The sequence below is a fragment of the Acinetobacter halobius genome (assembly GCF_044130335.1).
Taxonomy (GTDB): Bacteria; Pseudomonadota; Gammaproteobacteria; order Pseudomonadales; family Moraxellaceae; genus Acinetobacter.
In genome coordinates, this window is record NZ_JBIQOD010000007.1 from 78,423 (window position 1) to 99,150 (window position 20,728).

Annotated in this window: 21 protein-coding genes; 12 read left to right on the top strand and 9 right to left on the bottom strand. The window is 38.1% G+C overall.

Features of this window, described 5'->3' with window-relative positions:
- Positions 1-200 precede the first annotated feature (200 nt).
- Positions 201-1,076: a homocysteine S-methyltransferase family protein gene (locus ACE01U_RS08195; RefSeq protein ID WP_110975047.1), complete on the top strand. Its 876-nt coding sequence runs from the start codon at positions 201-203 to the stop codon at positions 1,074-1,076.
- A gap of 12 nt (positions 1,077-1,088) precedes the next feature.
- Positions 1,089-2,417, top strand: coding sequence for a basic amino acid/polyamine antiporter (locus tag ACE01U_RS08200; RefSeq protein ID WP_395579160.1), 1,329 nt, complete (start codon positions 1,089-1,091; stop codon positions 2,415-2,417).
- 176 nt (positions 2,418-2,593) lie between these two features.
- Here ACE01U_RS08200 and ACE01U_RS08205 read toward each other — a convergent pair whose 3' ends face one another.
- Positions 2,594-3,424 (bottom strand): N-acyl homoserine lactonase family protein, encoded by an 831-nt coding sequence (locus tag ACE01U_RS08205; protein ID WP_086210515.1) that lies wholly within the window; start codon positions 3,422-3,424, stop codon positions 2,594-2,596.
- Positions 3,425-3,709: 285 nt separating this feature from the next.
- Between ACE01U_RS08205 and ACE01U_RS08210 the strand changes: the two genes are divergently transcribed.
- Together ACE01U_RS08210 and ACE01U_RS08215 are read left to right on the top strand one after the other, a co-directional pair.
- Positions 3,710-4,171 (top strand): DUF2147 domain-containing protein, encoded by a 462-nt coding sequence (locus ACE01U_RS08210; protein ID WP_162900283.1) that lies wholly within the window; start codon positions 3,710-3,712, stop codon positions 4,169-4,171.
- Positions 4,172-4,315: 144 nt separating this feature from the next.
- A complete protein-coding gene (locus ACE01U_RS08215) occupies positions 4,316-5,161 on the top strand; it encodes an SDR family NAD(P)-dependent oxidoreductase (RefSeq protein WP_395579161.1) in 846 nt (281 codons plus the stop codon).
- A 61-nt stretch (positions 5,162-5,222) separates the two neighbouring features.
- On the opposite strand, the gene ACE01U_RS08220 is transcribed toward ACE01U_RS08215, so the two are convergent.
- From ACE01U_RS08220 to ACE01U_RS08235, 4 genes are all read right to left on the bottom strand, one after another.
- Complete coding sequence (locus ACE01U_RS08220) at positions 5,223-6,206, bottom strand: metallophosphoesterase (protein WP_395579162.1); 984 nt, start codon at positions 6,204-6,206, stop codon at positions 5,223-5,225.
- A 156-nt stretch (positions 6,207-6,362) separates the two neighbouring features.
- The gene (locus ACE01U_RS08225; RefSeq protein WP_395579163.1) at positions 6,363-7,226 is read right to left on the bottom strand and encodes an SDR family oxidoreductase; all 864 of its coding nucleotides are present in this window, start codon (positions 7,224-7,226) and stop codon (positions 6,363-6,365) included.
- Between the two features lie 36 nt (positions 7,227-7,262).
- Positions 7,263-7,946, bottom strand: coding sequence for an NAD-dependent epimerase/dehydratase family protein (locus ACE01U_RS08230; protein WP_395579164.1), 684 nt, complete (start codon positions 7,944-7,946; stop codon positions 7,263-7,265).
- A gap of 65 nt (positions 7,947-8,011) precedes the next feature.
- Positions 8,012-8,581, bottom strand: coding sequence for a TetR/AcrR family transcriptional regulator (locus ACE01U_RS08235; RefSeq protein ID WP_395579165.1), 570 nt, complete (start codon positions 8,579-8,581; stop codon positions 8,012-8,014).
- Positions 8,582-8,875: 294 nt separating this feature from the next.
- Between ACE01U_RS08235 and ACE01U_RS08240 the strand changes: the two genes are divergently transcribed.
- Positions 8,876-9,397 carry an ester cyclase gene (locus tag ACE01U_RS08240; RefSeq protein ID WP_151706980.1) on the top strand — a complete coding sequence of 174 codons (522 nt, stop codon included), beginning with the start codon at positions 8,876-8,878 and terminating at the stop codon, positions 9,395-9,397.
- Between the two features lie 42 nt (positions 9,398-9,439).
- On the top strand, positions 9,440-10,513 hold the full coding sequence (locus ACE01U_RS08245; RefSeq protein WP_395579166.1) for an MBL fold metallo-hydrolase: 1,074 nt from the start codon (positions 9,440-9,442) through the stop codon (positions 10,511-10,513).
- Positions 10,514-10,902: 389 nt separating this feature from the next.
- On the opposite strand, the gene ACE01U_RS08250 is transcribed toward ACE01U_RS08245, so the two are convergent.
- On the bottom strand, positions 10,903-11,946 hold the full coding sequence (locus ACE01U_RS08250) for an AraC family transcriptional regulator (RefSeq protein WP_395579167.1): 1,044 nt from the start codon (positions 11,944-11,946) through the stop codon (positions 10,903-10,905).
- A 203-nt stretch (positions 11,947-12,149) separates the two neighbouring features.
- Between ACE01U_RS08250 and ACE01U_RS08255 the strand changes: the two genes are divergently transcribed.
- The 5 genes from ACE01U_RS08255 to ACE01U_RS08275 all read left to right on the top strand — a co-directional run bounded on the left by ACE01U_RS08255 (position 12,150) and on the right by ACE01U_RS08275 (position 16,556).
- Entirely contained in the window at positions 12,150-12,470 is a 321-nt protein-coding gene (locus ACE01U_RS08255) for an SCP2 sterol-binding domain-containing protein (protein WP_395579168.1), read from the top strand.
- Positions 12,471-12,540: 70 nt separating this feature from the next.
- Entirely contained in the window at positions 12,541-13,062 is a 522-nt protein-coding gene (locus ACE01U_RS08260; protein ID WP_395579169.1) for a VOC family protein, read from the top strand.
- A gap of 28 nt (positions 13,063-13,090) precedes the next feature.
- Positions 13,091-14,059 carry a quinone oxidoreductase family protein gene (locus tag ACE01U_RS08265; RefSeq protein ID WP_395579170.1) on the top strand — a complete coding sequence of 323 codons (969 nt, stop codon included), beginning with the start codon at positions 13,091-13,093 and terminating at the stop codon, positions 14,057-14,059.
- 151 nt (positions 14,060-14,210) lie between these two features.
- Positions 14,211-15,041 (top strand): MBL fold metallo-hydrolase, encoded by an 831-nt coding sequence (locus ACE01U_RS08270; protein WP_395579171.1) that lies wholly within the window; start codon positions 14,211-14,213, stop codon positions 15,039-15,041.
- Between the two features lie 300 nt (positions 15,042-15,341).
- Positions 15,342-16,556 (top strand): OmpP1/FadL family transporter, encoded by a 1,215-nt coding sequence (locus ACE01U_RS08275; RefSeq protein WP_395579172.1) that lies wholly within the window; start codon positions 15,342-15,344, stop codon positions 16,554-16,556.
- A 134-nt stretch (positions 16,557-16,690) separates the two neighbouring features.
- Here the strand turns inward: ACE01U_RS08275 and ACE01U_RS08280 are convergent, their stop codons facing one another.
- Positions 16,691-17,734 (bottom strand): AraC family transcriptional regulator, encoded by a 1,044-nt coding sequence (locus ACE01U_RS08280; protein WP_395579173.1) that lies wholly within the window; start codon positions 17,732-17,734, stop codon positions 16,691-16,693.
- A gap of 292 nt (positions 17,735-18,026) precedes the next feature.
- Between ACE01U_RS08280 and ACE01U_RS08285 the strand changes: the two genes are divergently transcribed.
- Positions 18,027-18,923 (top strand): bile acid:sodium symporter family protein, encoded by an 897-nt coding sequence (locus ACE01U_RS08285; protein WP_086210500.1) that lies wholly within the window; start codon positions 18,027-18,029, stop codon positions 18,921-18,923.
- Between the two features lie 128 nt (positions 18,924-19,051).
- On the opposite strand, the gene ACE01U_RS08290 is transcribed toward ACE01U_RS08285, so the two are convergent.
- Positions 19,052-19,909, bottom strand: coding sequence for an N-acyl homoserine lactonase family protein (locus tag ACE01U_RS08290; protein WP_110975064.1), 858 nt, complete (start codon positions 19,907-19,909; stop codon positions 19,052-19,054).
- Between the two features lie 44 nt (positions 19,910-19,953).
- Positions 19,954-20,727: an SDR family NAD(P)-dependent oxidoreductase gene (locus ACE01U_RS08295; RefSeq protein ID WP_110975065.1), complete on the bottom strand. Its 774-nt coding sequence runs from the start codon at positions 20,725-20,727 to the stop codon at positions 19,954-19,956.
- Position 20,728: the final 1 nt, after the last annotated feature.

The window sequence follows — 20,728 nt, forward strand, 5'->3', positions numbered from 1 at the left end:
AGAATGAGGCTCCTTATAAGTTGGTGATTGGTTTTTAAGCAATTAAAAATATGCAGAATCTAATTTATAAACATTTTAAATATATAAAAAAATTTAATTTACTATAATCAAAAAAAATATAATTTATTTACTTTTAAATCCATAATCCCCTTTCTGAGTTAACTATAATGGCTGTCTCTTTTAAATGATAAACTAAAGATATGAAAATTTTAGATGGCGGCTTTGGACGTGAACTTGCTCGCAGAGGTGCTCCCTTTAGACAACCTGAATGGTCAGCACTTGCTTTAACTGAAGCACCTGAAATTGTTAAAGAGGTTCATTTAGATTTTATCCGCGCTGGTGCGGAAGTCATTACAACAAACAATTATGCTGTCGTTCCATTTCATATTGGTCAAGAACGCTTTGATGCTGAAGTAAAAGATTTGGTCAATATTGCTGTTATGCAGGCCAAAACGGCTGTTGAAGAAAGCAGAAAAAAGGTTTTAATTGCAGGATGTCTCCCTCCTTTATTTGGTTCATATCGTGCTGATTTATTTCAGGAAAATGAAGCAGAAAAACTTGCAAAACCCATCATAGAAACGCTAGCGCCGCATGTGGATTTCTGGTTAGCTGAAACACAATCTTGCTTAAAAGAAGTTGAAACTGTTCACGCTTTATTACCTAAAGATCAACGTGATTTCTGGGTTTCATTTACCTTACAAGACGAAGTTCAACTTGAACAACCACGATTAAGATCAGGTGAAAGTATTCAACAAGCTGCTGACACGATTACACGCCTAGGAGCCAAAGCTGTACTTTTTAACTGTTGCCAGCCTGAAGTCATTCTCCAAGCAATCGTTGCGATTAAACCCTTATTACCAAATGGTGTCGAAATTGGTGCTTATGCGAATGCTTTTCCTCCACAAAATAGTGAAGCAACTGCAAATGATGGTTTAGATGAAGTTCGTGCCGATTTAAATCCAGCATTGTATTTAAAATTTGCTCAGGAGTGGCAAGAAGCTGGAGCAACGCTATTGGGTGGCTGTTGTGGTATCGGTCCAGAACATATTGCAGAACTTTCAAAATTTTTTAAATAGTAAATAATTTTCATGTCGACATCTAAAATTGGCTTACTGTCCTTAACAGCCCTTGTTTTTAGCTCAATGGTTGGTTCTGGCGTGTTTAGTTTGCCTCAAAATATGGCATTAGTTGCCAATGGACAAGCTTTAATTATTGCTTGGCTCATTACGGGCATTGGAATCCTGTTTCTTGCATTTGCACTGCTCTATCTAACTCGGCAACGACCAGATTTAGATGGCGGAATTTATAATTATGCACGTGAGGGTTTCGGTGAGCTCATCGGTTTTTGCTCCGCATGGGGCTATTGGTTGTGTACGACTATTGGCATTGTTGGCTATGTTGTTATTGCATTCTCTGGCGTAGGTATGTTTACCGACAGCCCCCAACATGTCTATTTTGGTGAAGGTAACACGATCTATGCACTTATTGGTTCTTCAATATTTGTATGGTTAGTTCATTGGTTAGTTAGCAGAGGAATTAAAGAAGCTTCCGTAGTCAATTTAATTGCAACCATCGCTAAAACAGTTCCTATTTTAATATTCATCGTCTTCACATATATTGCATTTAAGCTAGATTTATTCACATCCAATTATTTTGATTTTTCTTTACAGATGCCCGTATGGGAACAAGTCAGAAATCTGATGCTAATTACATTGTGGGTTTTTACAGGTATTGAAGGTGCTGTTGTTTTATCTTCTCGCGCCAAAAATAGAAATGACATTGGTCGTGCTACTGTATTTGGAGTATTACTCGCATTAAGTTTCTATGTATTGGTTACGGTATTGTCCTATGGTGTGGCAAATCGTGCGGACATAGCCAATATGCATAACCCATCAATGGCCACTATTTTAGAGCAATTGATTGGGCTGCCCGGGACTATTATTATCACCTTAGGATTGATAATTTCAGTCAGTTCGTCTTATCTAAGTTGGACACTTTTTGCCACAGAAATTCCCTTTCTCGCAGCAAAAAATAAAGCATTCCCACAGGTCTTTTTAAAAACGAATCAAAATAATGTACCAATTGCATCATTATGGTTAACATCAATAGTTGTACAAATTGCACTAATTTCTGTTTATTTTTTCAATAAAAACTATACGCAGTTATTACTAATTTCTTCTGTGATGATTTTACTTCCCTACTTTTTAGTCTCAGCTTTTTATTTGAAAGAGTCATGCAGAAATAGGCGAACTAAACATATCTTGATCGCAATAGTCGCTGTAATTTATGCAGCATGGCTACTTTATGCTGCTGGGATTTCTTTGCTCTTACTTTCAATGTGTTTATATATCATTGGTCTCTCAATATTTTTCTACAGTAGATATTCCAATCAACGCAAAAATAATATCGTATTGTAACTAAATCCTAAAGTAGAGCACTTAAAGGTGCTCTCGCTTTAATGATCCTATTATCATTAGAACACCTTTATATTTTATTTATTCGTATATTTTCTTATGACTCTTTACTGAAATTTAATTTAAAGTACATACTAAAAATCCATATTGTTTAAGGCTTTAAATCAAATATATTCTCTCTAAATCTCAAGTATCATCGCGTCTAACTCCATTTCATGAGTTGCTAGACAGTCTATACAATCCTTTTGTTGAGATAATTGTTGAATCCATTTGAGAGATTTGATGGTATTTTCACGATCAGCCATCACCCCAGGCAAGATCATTTGCTCCCAAGATTTTCTGGCATAACCGCAATCTGAGGTTAACAATAAGCACTTGCCATTGTTTTGAATGAGTATACCTGTCAATCCAGGGGTATGACCGGGCAGGTAAACCAACTGAATCGTTCCATCTCCAAATAAATCATAAGATTCATTGGCAGGACCGATATCTGAGCGATCAAATTTAAATGTTTCTAAGGGAACTCCTTCCCATAGACTTGCCACAAATTCGAGTTTATTTTTCTGTGCATAAGCCAACTCTCGATCATTCACCAAAATCTTTTTTGCATGCTTGAATTGTTTAACGCCCCCTGCGTGGTCAGTATGTAAATGTGTGAGTATAACGTAGTCAAGGTTTTCAGGCTGAATCCCAAGTTCTGCCAACATTTCATCAACTGCTTGCCCACGACTTTGTAATGGTTTATTCACTAAATAATGAATCAGAGTTAAATTCTTGACTGGATGCAGTCGAACATCTTTATGAAACCCAGTATCAATCAGAATTTTTCCTTTCGGATGTTCGATTAAATAGGCTGTTACAGGAATTTCAAGTTTATCGCGATCCGTTCGCATAATGCCCAACATTGCCAATTTGGGAAACTTCGGCATTTTTTCAGGGGCAAAAATAGTAGAACCATCCACAATCGTTGAACCGCTATGTAAAATCCTTAATTTAATTTTTGAACTCATTTTTATCTCCTAAAATGATTAGGAAATGATATTCAAGTATTAAAAATAGACAATATCAGAATACTGAAATAATGCTTTTTTGGCACAGATGCAATATAAAATGGCACTCATTCACCATTAACAAATCACAAAAAAAACTAAATTAACCCATTAAAGGTAGGCCAAATAAAGATTTGGCAACATTGATAGAGGCATATATTAGCGTTAAAAATAATTTTAACGACTGTTATCAATTTAAAAAACAACCAATCAATTCTATTTTTTTATATTATTCAAGGAATGAATATGAATTCCAACTTGTCCATTAAAATGCTCATTTCCTGTATTTTTTTATTTTCTACATCACTATTTGCCGAGCAACCTATTATTGGAAAATGGTTGGTGCTTGAGTCAGGAACAGGAAAATTAAAGGCAATCGTAGAATTTAAAGAAGAATCAGATCGCACCATTTCAGGTACAAACATTAAGATATTAGATGAAAATTTAGGTCAAAATTCAGTTTGTTCTAAATGCCCTGAACCTTTTAAAAATAAACCATTGCTAGGCAGTAAAGTGATTTGGAATTTAAAGCCCTCAACAAAATATGGCGAATATATTCAGGGTTATGCCTTAGATGTGACAAATGGAAAAATATATAAAGGTAAAGCCAAAGTCACTCAAAATGGCAGACGCTTAAGTATGCGGGGCTATATTGGATCTAGTCTTTTAGGTAGAACAGAGACTTGGATTAGAGCCACTGACGAATAGATAAAACAGTCTTATCCATCATCCAAAATCTTAAATTTCACACCAAAGATAATTGGGCACAACTGAAATATTCAATGGCACTGACTACCATCTCTTATCTGTAATAGATAGTAAATTATAATATGACGATAAAAGGAGTTTCTCATGAAAAATTTAAATAAAGCCGTTTTTATTACAGGTGCAGGATCTGGCATTGGCTTTCAATGTGCAAAAACCTTATCTGCATTAGGTTATACCGTGTATGGTACGGTACTTAATGAACAGGAGTATAAAAACTCAATAGAAAGTATCCCGAAAAATTTCCACCCATTCATCATGAATATTTTAAATCAAGATGATATACAAAATGTAAAACAGGCATTGTCTGAATTACTAGACCAAAAACCCTTATATGCCTTAATCAATATTGCAGGTGTGATTTATAATGGACCTTTAATGGAATTAAGCAAAAAGCAGTTTGAACATATTTTGGGTGTTAATGTGATCGGTGTACATGCCATGACTCAAGCACTACTCCCTTTCTTATCTCACAATTCAGAATCATCTAAAATTATTAATATGAGCTCACAAAGTGGGCTACGCACTTTGCCATTTACAGGGTTTTATTCTGCCAGTAAATTTGCACTAGAATCATTATCGACGGCGATGAAATTAGAATTTCAGCCATTAGGCATCAAGGTTTCCGTCGTCGAGCCTGCACAAATTCAAACACCTATGGCAGAAAAAATATTGCAAGACGTGAAAAAATATTTATCGCATCCAATTTATGGAAAGGCAATGCAACGTTTTTACGACAGTTCAAAAAAATCTTTTGGAACTGGATTACCTGCAATCGCTGTGGTAGATACCATCGTAGACATATTAGATGCAGAAAAACCTGAATATCAATATGAAATCCATACCAATAAACTGCGCGACTATTATTTACTTCGTAAATTACCAATGGGCTTAAAAGACTATCTCATTAGCAAAAAGACTGGGTTAATCTAATCAGTTTCATTTATAAATCTCTAACCATTAATATCGTTAGAGATTTATTGATTCATGGCATTTACTCAGCTTTTAACTGAATAAAGTTAATCTCATTTTTAGCCCCTAATCGAATAGGTAACATAAATGCTCCTGCACCTTGTGATACGAAAACTTGAGTATCCTTGATTCGATATAATCCTTGATTAAATGAAAAAACATATTTTACAATCCAAGTTGCTGGAAAAACTTGTCCTGCATGTGTATGTCCTGCAAGCATTAAATCAATTTTTTTATCTGCAATATACTCAATCCCAACAGGACTATGATGCATCAAAATAGTCGGCTGATGCTGTGAAATATCAAGCTGATTCATGACAGACTGAATGCTTTGCTTTTGATTTGATGGATGTAAATCAATGGTTTTGTCATCTGCTTTCATATAGTTTAAACCAATCAATTGAACACCATGCGTCTCTACACTTTGATTGTGTAATATGTTCACCCCATTTTGATGGATGAGTTGCAAAGTCTTGTCGGTGTCAATTTCATTTTCATGATTGCCTCCAACATAATAAACCTGGGCTTGCAGTTTGTTTAATGGTCTAAATTCATCTTCAGACAAAGCAACATCAGCATCAACCAAATCACCTGTAATTAAAATAAAATCTGGCTTGAGCTGATTGGTTTCCTGCACGATTTTACTTAAATAATCAGCACCACGATGATGACCTAAATGAACATCTGAAAGCTGTACAACATTTAAATCGCTGGATAAATTTTTCAGCTTAATTTCAGTGCTTGTAATTGAAAAACTACGTGCATTGATCGCACCAATTACCGTGATGATGATTGCAAAAACGATCGACAATATTCCTGTTATTTGATTACTTGGAAATTTAACTAATTTTAAAAGGTGAAAAAATACAAGCATCAGTAATAAAAAAATATAAAAGGTAAATAAATAACCGCCGACAACATAAAAATAACCCATATTTTTACTTGCAGATGTCGCAGTTAAAATAATCATGATTAACAGCATAGTCACGACGGCGATAGCAAGCATCGCCGTTTTCTTATTTGCGTTTAGGCCGAATGATGTTCTTAATCTAGCATCCACATAAATTGCAGATACAGCAATGCCAATAACGAAGAGTAATGGAACTCCGATGACAAGAATGTATTGCAGATGACCATGACTCCCTTTGATTCTTAATTCAAATTACTTGGCTTTTTCGCAGAGTTCTTCACTCATAGTCCATAGATCAGTAGCAAGCTGGTCATCTAATGCTTGCTTAGCAGGCTTAGCAATTTTTCGTTTCGAAATATATTGTCCTTTTAACGATGCTGCCTCAGCAGATGTTGCAAGCCAAATCAAAGAATCAGCCCCTTGTTCAGGAGTAACTGCAAACGGCTGTGCTAAGGTGTAAACTAAATTGATGAACCAACCTTGATCTGTACCAAATGCACCAAAACTTGTATTGACCATGCCAGGCTCAAAACAGTTGGCAACGGCCGAAGTTCCCTCAAGCTTTCGTTGTAATTCTTTAGTAAATAAAATATTTGCCAGCTTGGAAGTTCCATATGCTCTTGGCCCAGAAACTTCTGTGTTGTAAGGGGTTTGGGCAAGGTCTAACTTTCCTCGTGCCTGCATAGAACTTGAAGTGCTGACCACACGTGCATTGGGTGTTTTTCTAATTAAATCGAGTAATGCCGTAGTCATTTGAAAATAGGCTAGATGATTTAATGCAAATGTAATTTCATAACCATCTGAACCCAATACTGGCTTCTTAAATGTCGCCCCTGCATTATTTACCAATACATCAAGACGATCATGTCTAGATTTAAACTCTTCTGCTGCACGACGAATGTCAGCCAACTTTGTTAAATCGCAAAGAATATAGTCCAAGTTAGGGTTAGCAGTCGAAGCTTTAAGCTCATTTACAATCTGTTCTGTTTTCTCTTGATCTCGTCCAATTAAAGTGACAGATGCACCACGTTTTGCAAATTCCGTGGTGGCTGCCTTGCCAATACCATTAGTCGCACCTGTAACTAATATGATTTTGCCTATTAAATCTTGCTTCATTTTTGAAACTCCAAATAAAAATATATAAATTAAGCTTTAAACCGCGCTGTTTAGTAAACGTTGTCCCAGTTGGTTGATGTCTTTTGATTCAAGAATGAAACGGTCTGCTTGACCTTGTACAATGCCAATCATGGCTTGTCCCAAGATCTCCGACGTCGTAAATAACCACGGGCAATATCGAACCAGATATGGAAAAATAGGATTCAAAGGTTTCATCAATTCCACACCAATTTGATATGCTCGTGTTCTACTCGAAATTCCTGTTCCTGCCCGAATAAAACCTGGACGTACAGCGCCTACATGCTGAAAAGGCATCATTTGTAATTTTTTTTCTACACGCTGACGTACTCGTGCCCACATACCACGACCACCTGCACCACCCGCAGAGCAATAGCAAAATGAAAATTGAGGATTGATTCGGACTAAGTTTTCAGCCCAAAATACAGTAAGCTCTTCGGTGACTTTGGCATATTCAGCTTCATTTTTGCCCACAGAACTTGTCCCGATCGCCCAGATACACGCGTCGTATCCTATAAGTTCATTTTCTATTTCAGTCACTTGGAATAAATCTTTTAGCAACAACTCTTTTAGTTTTGCATGCTCGATGCCACAGCTTTGCCGCCCAACCACCAGAACGGCTTCGATATCATCTTTCTGTAAGGCTTCACGCAATACACTCTTCCCAACCATGCCTGTTGCACCCAAAATAATAAGTTTCATAAATTTATTGCCTTTTAAATTCATATTAAATGAGTGATTAATTACTCATTTAATATCTAAAAAAATTACTGATATGCAATCACTCGCCAAAATGCTGCAAAACCATCGCGTAATAACGCTTCAGCATTGTTTACATCAAGTTTCATAAATTCCATCGTGGTATTCGCCATCGTCACCATGATTGCGCCGACATAATCAGGAGACTGATGACTTAACGCTCCCTCTGCCATCGCATTTTTAAGAACAATGCTGATATCACAGAAAGCATCATTACCTATCGCTCTGGTTGTATCTGTCACAATAGAAGATAAGCTTAATGTGGCTAAAACCTGCTGTCCATGAGGATTAGACAATCCCCAAGAAATATAAGCTCGCCAAGCAACTTGAACCTGCTCACGTAACTCAACAGACTGTTCAGGCAAAATGAGCGCTGAACGTAACTGTTGTTTGAGACTCAGATACAACTGATTAATGAGCACATCTTTATTTTGAAAATACGTAAAAATCGTACCTTCAGAGACATTGGCTAGCTTCGCAATTTTTGCTGTGGATACGCTGAGACCTTGCTCTGCAATCAAATTAGTCGCTGCATCTAAAATCGCTTGACGTTTTTCTTCACTTAAAGGACGTGCCATATCAACAGAATAAAATAATTAAGTACTCACTCAATTATTAATATAATTTAAAATGAAGTCAAATATTTTTTAACTTTTCTATAGTTGGTCATTTATATGCTGTATAAGCATATTTTCTTTATGTTTTAAAACAATGACTTTCGCCTATATCGCGTAGCTCGATCCTTGCAACACTTAAACACCTCATAAAATTTGGCACTTATTCACCATAAATATGACACGCCACTACCATCTCAATAGAGCAGATCTCATTACATTGAAAACTAACCTTAGCCCATATGAATGGATGCCAATATGTTAGATCAAAAATTAATGGATTTTCGCGAAAAACTGGTACTAGATCACTTTGCCGATGAAGTCAAACAGGATTTTGATGCTGTGTTACACACCTTCCCTCATCCACACTATGAACTGATTGCAACCGGTGCGGTACATGATGGTCGTGATGATGTACTAAATTACCATCGGACCTCACGTAAAGCATTTCCCGACCAACATCACGAGTTAATCGCACTACGTCATACCGAAGATGCTGTGATTTGTGAATTTTGGCTATTAGGTACACACAAAGGTTATTTAGGTTCTGTACCTCCTACAGGAAATTCGTTCCGTGTGCGTATGTGTGCTTTCTTTATTTTTGAAGGTGAAGAGTTGGTGTGTGAGCGTATTTATTTCGATACTTTAAGCATTATCAAACAGCTCTTTAAAGGCTTTAACCTCAAATCCCCCAAAGGTATTTTGCAGTTCTACAAAGCAGCATCAGGTCTTCTACACGACATGAAAGACTTAAGCAAAGTCACAAAAGCGAAGCGCTAACAACGTATAGATCACTGTAATATTAAATAAAGGATAAAATTGATGGCAGATCTATTCAAACCCTTAGGCATGCAGGAAATTTCGGATTTTGATGGTACTCGTAATGCGCCTTCGCCTAAACAACGCTTGGAAAATGTCAGAACAGCATCGTTAAAGTTTCGTCAAAAACTCATGCAGCAGGCAGATGTACAATATTATCAAAGTATTGATTTGGTTCGAGCACCCTATCCAACTTGGTATGGTTACACTGGTGTGTTTGCACAAAAGTCTTTGACCTTCCCTTTTTTACATTTGCTCAACCGTTTGTTCGTGATTCAATACAAAGACTTTCATGGGCAACTGAGAGTTTTATTGTTCTCACCTACTGATGTAGTGAATAATCGTAAAACGCCATTTTTTGAGCGGCTTGCAGGTTCATTACCCGAAAGTGCCTCAAAAGTCTTTGCTCCACAATACACCTCTGTTGAGCAAACGCTGGAAAAACTCAAGATTAAGCCTGAACAAGTGGATTATATTAGTTATGACCATTTGCACACCCAAGAACTTCGCAAATGGCTCGGCACTAAAGACAAGCCTGCCTATTTTCCAAATGCAAAATTACTGGTGCATGAAAAAGAATGGAACTGTGTTCAAGGCTTACTTCCTGTGCAATCGGACTGGTATTGTCCAAATGCCGTTGAAGGCATTGATGCAAATAAAGTCATTACATTTAAGAAAAGTCTGGCTTTGGGTGAAGGTTTAGCCTTGGTTCACACGCCCGGACATACCGAAGGTAATCATTCTTTGGTTGCAAAAGTCGATCAGCAGATTTTTGTTTCTTCTGAAAATGGCATCAGTTTAGATGCTTATGAGCCGAAAAGTTCAAAAATCAAAGCGATTCGAGACTATGCCGAAAGCACAGGTGTAGAAGTGATTCTGAACGGAAATACCCAAGAAGGCAGTAATGATCAATATATTTCCATGGTCATGGAAAAAACCATCGCTGGCCCATTAAAAACTAATCCTGCATTTCCAAGTTGTGCATGTAGCAGTGAATCTACGCCCTATTGGCTTTTCCCTGGACTTAAGCAAACGGAAATTTTAGGTGCACTTCAATTTGGGACATTAGTGATTTAATCATTTATTTTTTATCTCGCTTATGCTTTTTATATCGTTTGAAGACCCTTGAGCTTCAAGCGATTTTTTTTATTCTAAAATACATTATGTAACGTGAGTTCGACGCAACTATATCTTTAACCTATTGAAAAACAATAAAATAATACGAAGTCTTGCTGCATTTTTATCCAACTTTAGGATCAGCCTGCGGCTAGCCCTACTTTTCTTTCGGGATGAGCCATGTATGGCCTAAGGGCAAAACCATTATCAACCGCAAAACTCGTCAACCGCCAGTAATATATTTAATCAGTCGCAGAAACAATACCTTATAGAAATAGTCCTGCCTCAAACAATTGCGGATGACGTTTCCGAGTATCATGTTTTATCAAGATTTTTATATCGAACTCAGGTTATGTATTAAAACTTCGATATTCTTTTGGGGTTTTGCCCGTCCAACGTTTAAAGGCACGCTGAAAAGCACTTTGTTCTGAAAAACCCAGTAAGAACGCAATCTCCACTAAACTGAGTTGTGGGTTTCTTACATAACTCATCGCAAGGCTTTGACGGATTTCATCGACAAAATACCTAAAGTTCAAATTATGCCGAAGCATCTCTGTTTTAAGTTCATCCACGGTAAAATCTGTCTGCTGTGCCAGCTCTTCAAAGGTCAAGCCACCTAGCTGAAACGATTCAATAATCGCTTTACGTGCGACTGCTAACCAAGAGGGTTCGAGATGATTACCCAATTGCTTTAAAAGTTGTTGTCTCAAATCACTCATGACCAGATGCACCGACTCATTCGAGCTGGGTAATGGATAATCTAAAAAGTCCTCATGAAAACCAATTGCTGTATCTTTGGCATTAAAAATCAGTGGGCAACGAAACAGCGCATTATATTCACTGATATCTTCAGGCTGTTCATGCTGAAAAGAGACCCAAAGTGGGCTCAAATCCTGCCGATTAAACAGCTGACGAGATAAAGTCACATAAGAAGCTTGATGTAATTCATCTTGCAGTTTTCCTAAAGGCTGATCACCTGACAAATTACTTTTCCAGTAGCGGATATATTCTTTCCCATGCCGTTCAAAAATATTGCTGCCCGCATCAATAGTGAGCGCAGAATAATGGATATTTTGTTGCATGACTTCACGTGCATTTGCACAAGTCATGAGTGCAAAACCGTGTGGGCCTAAGTGTCCTGTCGTCACCAACTGCCCGAGCGTAATTCCAAGGTTAGGCTGTTTAAATTTGTCTTGTAATAAATGACAGGCCTGATTGAACGTCTGAAAATCGACACGATCATTGGGTCGATCAAACAGATTTGGTGCGAGATTAATTTCCGCTAAAAACTGCGATACAGGATAATTTTTTCGCTGTAAATAGTCGAAAAGCAAACGCATATAGTGCACGGCAACACTATACTTTTTCTGTACAGGATCAATATCTTGCATCATTTTCCCACATATCCATATCTCGACTGAGACATCATTTCAAAATCTCAGGTCAATGAATTCCATTTCACGTCAATACCCTTTTTGCATTGTGCCCTATAGTCAGCTCAGCACTCAACTTTAAATCCAAACGATGAACATACATTTGAAGATGAGTCTAAATACAAACCTAAACGCTTTTACATTATTCATTAAAGGATTAGACCATGAATATCAATGATTTCATCTTAAATCAACTGCCAACTGCATTAAACCCAGAAAATACAGATGGTGTTGAATGCATTCTGCAACTACAGCTTTCTGCACCTTACGTGATTCAAATTAATGATGGTACTTGTGACATTAAACAAGGTGAAAATGCCGATGCCGATGTTGTACTAACCACCAGTGATGAGGTGTTCATTGAATTGATCACGGGCAAAATTGCAGGTGCAATGGCCTTTATGAGTGGCAAACTCAAAATTGATGGTGACATCATGTTGGCGAAAGAAATTAGCGATTATTTTGATGCATCAAAACTGGCTTAAAACTCGAATTTAGTCTGTAAAGGGCAAATACATTTGCCCGATTCAATCCAATTTAGAAAAGGAAATTCCCATGAGTAAAGATTTAGGCCCAGTTTGCCAAAACGGTTACATCGTCAAAGACATCGAAAAAGCCATGGATGAATGGATCAAATTGGGCGTTGGCCCTTGGTTCTATGTGGAAAATGCCATGTTGGACAATTTCAAATACAAAGGTCAACCGCATGATATTGAAATGAAAGTTGCACTGGCCAATTCAGGCGATGTACAAATCGAGTTGATCCAGCAAACCAATGATGTACCGTCGATGTATCAGGATTTCTTAAATTCAGGTCGTGCAGGCTTGCAACATATTGCATATTGGACCGAAGACTATGATGCCATGTATCAACACCTTCAGGATCAGGGCTTTAGCGTTGTGCACGAAGGTCAAATTGGTGGTCCACAAGGTCGGATGGCGTATTTTGATACTGAACATGTCATCGGTACTGCATTAGAAATTTCTGAGTTGGCAGGCAGTAAAAAACAGATATTTGACTATATCAAAAAGGCATCCATCGGCTGGAACGGCAGCAAACCGATTCGTAAACTTTAAATCCAAGCTCTATAGTTCGAGGTCTATGATGAAATCCATATTATCAGGTGAACACGGCGCAGTTTTAGGTGAGTTAGAAAAACCTCAAGTCATGCCAAATCATGTTTTAGTTCAAATCAAAGCCTGCGCGCTGAATCGGGCAGATTTGAATATGTTAACAGGTGCAACACATGGCTTTGTCGGCGGACTCGGCTTTCCTGTCGGCGTAGAATGGTCCGGTGAGATCGCTGAAGTGGGTGAAGCGGTTCAACAATGGCAAGTCGGTGACCGTGTCATGGGTGCAGGCCCTGGTGCATTTTCTGAATATACTTTAGCCAATGCAGCATGGATTTATCCCATTCCCGATAATCTGAGTTTTGAGCAAGCAACCACTTTACCTGTTGCCCTACAAACCACGCATGATGCCATTGTGACCAATGGGCAGTTGCAAGCAGATGATCATGTACTTGTTGTCGGTGCAAGCTCGGCTGTGGGTTTGATAGCAATGCAAGTGGCTAAGTATTTAGGTGCAAAACAAGTGATTGGCACATCAACCACAGTCGATAAACTTGAAAAGCTGGCTGAATTTGGTGCTGATGCAACAGTAAATACCAAAGATGAGGACTGGGCCAAACAGGTCCTCAAACTCACCAAACGCAAAGGCGCAGATCTGGTGATCGACTTTTTGGCAGGCCCTTTATTTAACGCCACCATGTCCGTTACAAAAATCGCTGGAACCATTGTCAATGTCGGACGTATGGCGGGTGAAACAGGTAAAGTGGATTTTGATCAGCATTCAATGCGTCGGATCAATTACAAAGGTGTGAGTTTCCGTACACGTAATCCAGATGAAATTGCAGAAGTCATCCAGAAAGCGAAAGATGCTCTCATCCCCGCTTTGGCAGACGGTCAAATCAAAATGCCGATTGATGCGGTGTATCCATTTGAGCAGTTTAATGATGCCTTCGACAAAATGAAGAAAAATCAGCATTTTGGGAAAATTGTGTTGACGCTGTAATTATTCCATCACACGTCATTTCCTTTGAATATGGCGTGTTTTGAAAAAGCATATTGGCCCTTTAGGTTTAAATTCACGACATGAAAAGTCCATCTGTGAGAAAATCATCTATAAAAAGCCTGCTCATGAAAAAACCAGCTATGAGAAAAGCATGAAAATACATCATTTAAATTGTGGGACAATGTGTCCACTATGCGCCAAACTGATCAATGGCCAAGGCTCATATACCGAACCGGGTAAATTGGTTTGTCATTGCCTATTGATCGAACATGACAACCGTTTGATGATGGTTGATACAGGGATCGGCTTACAAGACATCCAACATCGTGACCAACGTCTTGGAAAAACCTTTCAGAAAAGTTTTAAACCGAAACTCGATCCACAAGAAACCGCATTTGAACAAATCAAGCAACTTGGTTATGACCCTGCCGATGTAACTGATTTATTTCCAACCCATTTAGATTTGGATCATGCAGGTGGATTTTCCGATTTTCCTCATGCCAAAGTCCATGTCTATCAGCCTGAACTTGAGCAAATTACCCAACCCACATGGAAAGACAAATTACGCTTTAGGTTTAATCAATTTAAGCCTACACCCAATTGGCAAGTCTATAAGCAAACCAATAGTCAATGGTTTGGACTGGATGCGATTTCATTAGAGGAGACGCTCAAGCTCAATATCTTTATCATCCCACTTATTGGGCATACCAAAGGTCATGTTGGTATAGCCGTGCCACAAGACTCGGGCAAATGGTTATTGCATTGTGGTGATGCCTATTACCACCATAGCCAATTAGATGAAACTGACCATATGCCAACAGGACTCAAGTTTTTTGAGCGGATGGTACAAGCCATACCCCAAGCACGACACAATAGCTTAGAAAAGCTCAAAACACTTAAAGCACAACATAGCGATGAGATTGAATTTTTCTGTGCACATGATCCTGTAGAACTCGAACGTTATCAAATAAATGAAAACTAATGTAGTACTGCTCACCACCTCAATCATGCAATAACCATAAAGCCTATGTCTTCAACACATAGGCTTTGTTGTATCCGTCCATGCTATTTCATTTTTCTAATATCTCGTTTTTCTAATGTTTCTCTTTTCTCATATTTTGCTTTTTCCAAATAGAAGCAATGATTTGCTCTAGCCGATGAGATGACACCAATTCACCAAAAGATTGGCACATTTATACCATTTTCAATCCTTAAATTTAATAAAAATAGACGTACAGAGCACAGATGCTCAGTTCAAACAACAGTACAAAAGGATTTTAAAATGAAAATACGCATCGTTGCATTTTCAATCATTTACTTATCTACAGGGCTGCTATATGCCGCAGCAATAGATCGTTCGGGTCAGTCTATTTTACCCTTCTTACAAAAAGGTAATTATTTTGAAGCAGGTTATTCCGTACTCGATCCAAATGTTTCTGGAAAAATTAAACCTGATTTTAGTAAAGGGGGGCTAACGACAGCAGCCAATATGGAAACTGGTGATATTGCAAATAGTTACGCATTCCCTAGTGCAGCTTTAAAATTCCAATTAACAGACCATTTTTCTATAGGCTTTTTATATGACCATCCATTTGGTGCAGACGCAGGCTACCCTATTAAAGACTATCCAGCATACACCCAAGGCACTGAAAAGTCTGAATCTGAAGTAGTCACACAAAGTTTAAGTACGATTCTCGGCTATCAACCCAATGAACACTTCAACGTCTATGCAGGACCTGTACTGCAAACCACCAAAGGCAATAGTCGTTTAAGAGGTGCCGGTTATAACTGGATTAAATATGACATGAATGCACCAGAAACAGATGGTGTAGGCTGGCTCGCAGGTTTTGCTTACAGTATTCCTGAAATTGCCTTACAGGCTGCGGTGACCTATCGTTCTGAAATTGATCATGACATTGACATGACTGAATCTGTACAGATTTTAAATCCGAGCAATCCAGCTCTGGGTTATGTCAATTTGGGTACAACAACATTGGAGTCAACCGTCACCACACCGCAGTCTGTGAATATTGATCTGCAATCTGGCATTATGCAAGATACAGTCGCTTTCGCCAATTTTCGCTGGGTGGAATGGTCGAAGTTTCGAATTTCCCCTGAACGTCTTGCACAGCTCACCACGCAACTCACAGGAAAAGCTGTTGATCTTGCGGCATATAGTGATGACCAATACGCAGCCAATATTGGTATAGGGCGTAAATTTAATACCCATTGGTCAGGTTCTGTCTCACTCGGCTGGGACAGTGGCGCGGGTAACCCTGTGACAACACTAGGTCCAACTGAGGGATATTGGAGTATTGGACTAGGTGCAAAATATGCACCTGCACCCCATTATGATATTTCTTTGGGTTTAAAATATTTTATGCTTGGAGATGCCAAAGCACAGTCAGGTTTTGATTTTGGTACAGACAATTATGATGCAATTTATAAAGACAATGATGCATGGGGTTATGGCTTAAAAATAGGTTACCGTTTTTAAGCACATAAATACTGTCAGTCTATTGAAATGGACTACTTTTATATCAAAACTGGATGAATTAACTTAAACCTTTGTTATAAAACATAGCCATAACATGATTATAAAAAAGCGATCACTTGATCGCTTTTTTTAAACTAAGTCGCTTTTAAACGCTGTAACTGAGCCTGTTGCCATTGCTTCGGTGGCATACCAAACCAACGCTTAAACGCCTTGGTAAAGTTCGATACATCGTTATAGCCTAAATGATTGGACAGCTCGATGAGTGTGATTTTTTTATGGAGTAAATAATCCTTTGCCACTTCAGCACGCGAAGCTGACACCAATGCATCATAAGTCGTATCATGCTCAGCTAACTTTCTAAAGAAAGTCCGTCTAGATAAATGCAGCCGTTCTGCCATTTCTTCAGCTGTCAAAGGCTGCTGTAAATTTTGTAAAACCAACAGTTTTAATTTAATCAGCCAGTTTTCCCCGTGTTGTTTAAATAGATTTTGCTCTGCTTCACACATCTTTATAGCCTTTTGAAAGGCAGGAAAGTCAGCACCTGGAAGCTTCTCATCAAGCACATTGACATTAAAATAAATGGCACAGTGCTGCTTATTCCAACTAATTGGAGCATTTAAGAAACTAAACTTTTCAGCATATTTAGGTTTTTCATAATCGAGTTCAATCTTGAGCTGTGGCAATTCATGTTCTAATAAATCCCCTAAAATCCGAATGATTGAAAGGCAAAGTGCTTCTTGCGTATAGTAATAGGTTAAGCCAAGTGGAATCTGCTTCCCAAAACGAATGCAGACCATTCGGTCTTTAATTTCATACGAGAAATGTATTGTTGGATCTATCAATGTACTAAAACGATTACATACTAAAAAGGCATCTTTTAAGGTCGGTGCTGACATCAGTGCGATACCAAAAGAACCAAAATGTGATAACCGAATATGCTGACTAAATGAGACAGAAATCGCTGGATCATTGGTTAAATTGAGTGCGTTTTGAACAATGACTGCAATTTGTTTTAAGGTGAAATACGTATCAATAGACTCTAAATCATCAATATGTATACCTGAATGTTCTAAGATAGCTGTGGCTGAAAAGCCGCGTGACATAGTCATACGCACAAATGCAGCAGGCAAATGTACAGGAATAATTGGAGCAGACATGCTCTTGTCGTCAAAATCCATTTTTAACTCCGACCTATAGAATAATTATTTCAATTTTTTCATTTATATATTGATCACTATAGGCAATATTCATCATAGCAAAATTGTCACGTTTGTACATTTTTTTGGCACTTTTCTACCAAAGTATTTTCCTCGACTGCTTGATATTAAGTGTGATCAAACGTGTTTAAGAAAAGCATCGTAACACAGCAAAAAAATATTCATTTTAAAAAAATTGCTCAGCAACGCTGTAAACGATTCCATCCCTTAGACACTCAAAATTGAATAACACGCGCTATGAAGGAAGCTTGCTATGGATTCAGCATTTATCACCATCGGTATGCCGATTGCCCTGATTATTATCATGATGGGCTTGGGTTTTGAAGTCACGCTACAAGACTTTAAACGTGTTAAAAACAACCCTAAAAATGTACTCATTGCACTGTTTTGCCAGCTGGTACTTCTTATTACGATTGCCTTTTGTCTAGCCAAACTTTTTCAACTCAAACCACTACTCGCTGTTGGTCTGATGATTTTAGCAGCCTCACCTGGCGGGAGTACTGCCAATTTATTCAGCTATCTCTTCAAAGGTGATATTGCACTGAATATCACACTGACTGCTTTTAATTCGGTGATTGCAGCCTTTACTTTACCTATAGTTGCAACCTTATCACTGACCTATTTTATGCAAGATGACACTACTGTCGGAATTCAACTAGATAAACTGATCCAAGTTTTTCTACTGATTTTACTGCCTTTGGTTATCGGTATGATTATTCGTGCAAAAAAACCACATTTCGCCAAGAAAATGGAAAGTTTCGTAAAATACTTTTCGGTGACGTTTCTCGTGGTCATCTGTATTGGTGCATTACTCAAAGAAAAGGCAAATATCGCCAGCTATTTTGCTGATGTTGGATTAGTCTGTGCACTATTCTGTGCGATCAGCTTAACCATCGGCTATTTTATTCCTAAAATATTTAAGATGAATGAAGCAGAAGCTCGAGCATGTGCTTTTGAAATTGGTATTCATAACAGCGCAGTCGCTTTAACTATTGCGATCTCGGTACTCGGCAGTACCACTATTGCCATCCCTGCTGCAGTGTATTCAGTGATTATGATTTTTTTTGCTTTTGCAGTTGGATTTATCTTCAAATATAAAGACAAACGTCAAAAGCTGGTCAATTCAGTTGTAGCTCGGGATACCTTATAAAAACTGCAGTTTACTATAGACACGAACATGAGTACTTAAAGTTAACTTCATATCACTGAACCTTGAAATAAACACATTTATTTCAAGGTTATGTCATCGCCAAATTTATGTTGGCTATTTCACTCAATTTAAATAATCAGCGAATCACATGGAAGTATCAGTTGTTTTTCCAAACGCTCTCTTACATTCAAGTCATGTGCAGGAAGTAAAAGCGTTGGCTGTTCACGTCCCAACTCTTTGAACTTTCTTAATGTTTGTTTTGACAAGTCAACATTATAAGTCACACCATCCACCAATTCTTCAAGTAAAAAACGCTCATCATAGGTCGCATCGCCCGCAATGATATAGGTCATATCAGGTGATTTAACAATAATCGACATATGTCCGCGCATATGACCTGGGGTAGGTACACAAATCACATTTTTATCTTTAGTCAGATAAAAACTTTGTGCAAATGGACCAAATGGCTCATTGTTGAATTCAATTAATTGAGGATTGAACCAACGTGGAAAATACTGAGGTAAACAACCAAAGATTCTCCCTTTAAAGCTCGAAGCCAATTCATAATTTTCGCGTGTCACAATAATTGGGATATGCGGAAAATGATGTAAACCGCCTGCATGATCGTGATGCATGTGAGTCAACACTAAAGCTTTGATATCTTTATTTGGATTTAAACCCATCTTCCAGAGTTGATCTCCTACCTCTTCACCTGGTGCAACTTTTACCACCACACCATGTTTAAAAAATGGATGCCAACTTGGTAAAAAGTCCTGTGCTGAGTTTTCAGCAGTATCACCGCTATCAACTAAAAAATTCCCTTCTGGATGCTCAATCAGATAAGTAAAAATTGGCAGATCTTCAACCCAGTCTTTATCCATCAACATATCAATTTTACGTCGAATTGGCCCTTTACCTTCTTCACCACAATGATGATGTGGACGGATTGAAACTGTACCTGTTTGGATTGGAGTCACGCGAATCATAACGACACCTATATTTAAAAATATGAATAAGAAGATTAAAAAAATCAGAAAGGTTTCATAACACTAGCTGCCATATGCAGTACGACAGCTTTGGGTGACATTGGGGCAAGAATCGACATCACTTTATTCTTCAACCCATGCACTGCCACACCACCTTGTCCTTCTAAAATTTTTTGCACAGCAAAATCAGCGACATCACTCACCGTTGACATATTGCTATCGGTAAAATTATTAGACTGACCACCTTCAGCAGCTGAAGCAAAACCTGTATCGGTTGCACCTGGGCAGATTGCTAATACTTTGATTTGGCTATCTTTTAGCTCATATGCCAAAGCTTCACTCAGACTGAGAACATAAGACTTAGTCGCTGCATAAACCGCCATCCACGGTAGAGGTTGAAATGCTGCGGTAGAGGCAATATTGACAACTTGTCCGTGATTACGTGCAATCATCTGCGGTAAAAAGCGATGTGTCATTTCAGTCAGTACGGTCATGTTCAGATTGATGGTTTGTTGGTATTTCTGCCAATCCACATCATGAAATAATCCGAAATCACCACAACCTGCATTATTGATTAATAAATCAATTTCTGTATGTTCAAGTGACTGGTATAGTGTTTCAACAGCATTGGTTTGCGTTAAATCCAATGGCATAGCAATGCATTTAATTTGAAAAGACTGTGTGAGTTCTTCAGCTATTTGTTTAAGCTTCTCAGCACTCCGTGCCACCAGAACCAAATTGATATCTTGTTTCGCAAGTCGCTTGGCAATTTCTAGTCCAATCCCATTCGATGCACCTGTAATTAAAGCCGTAGTCATC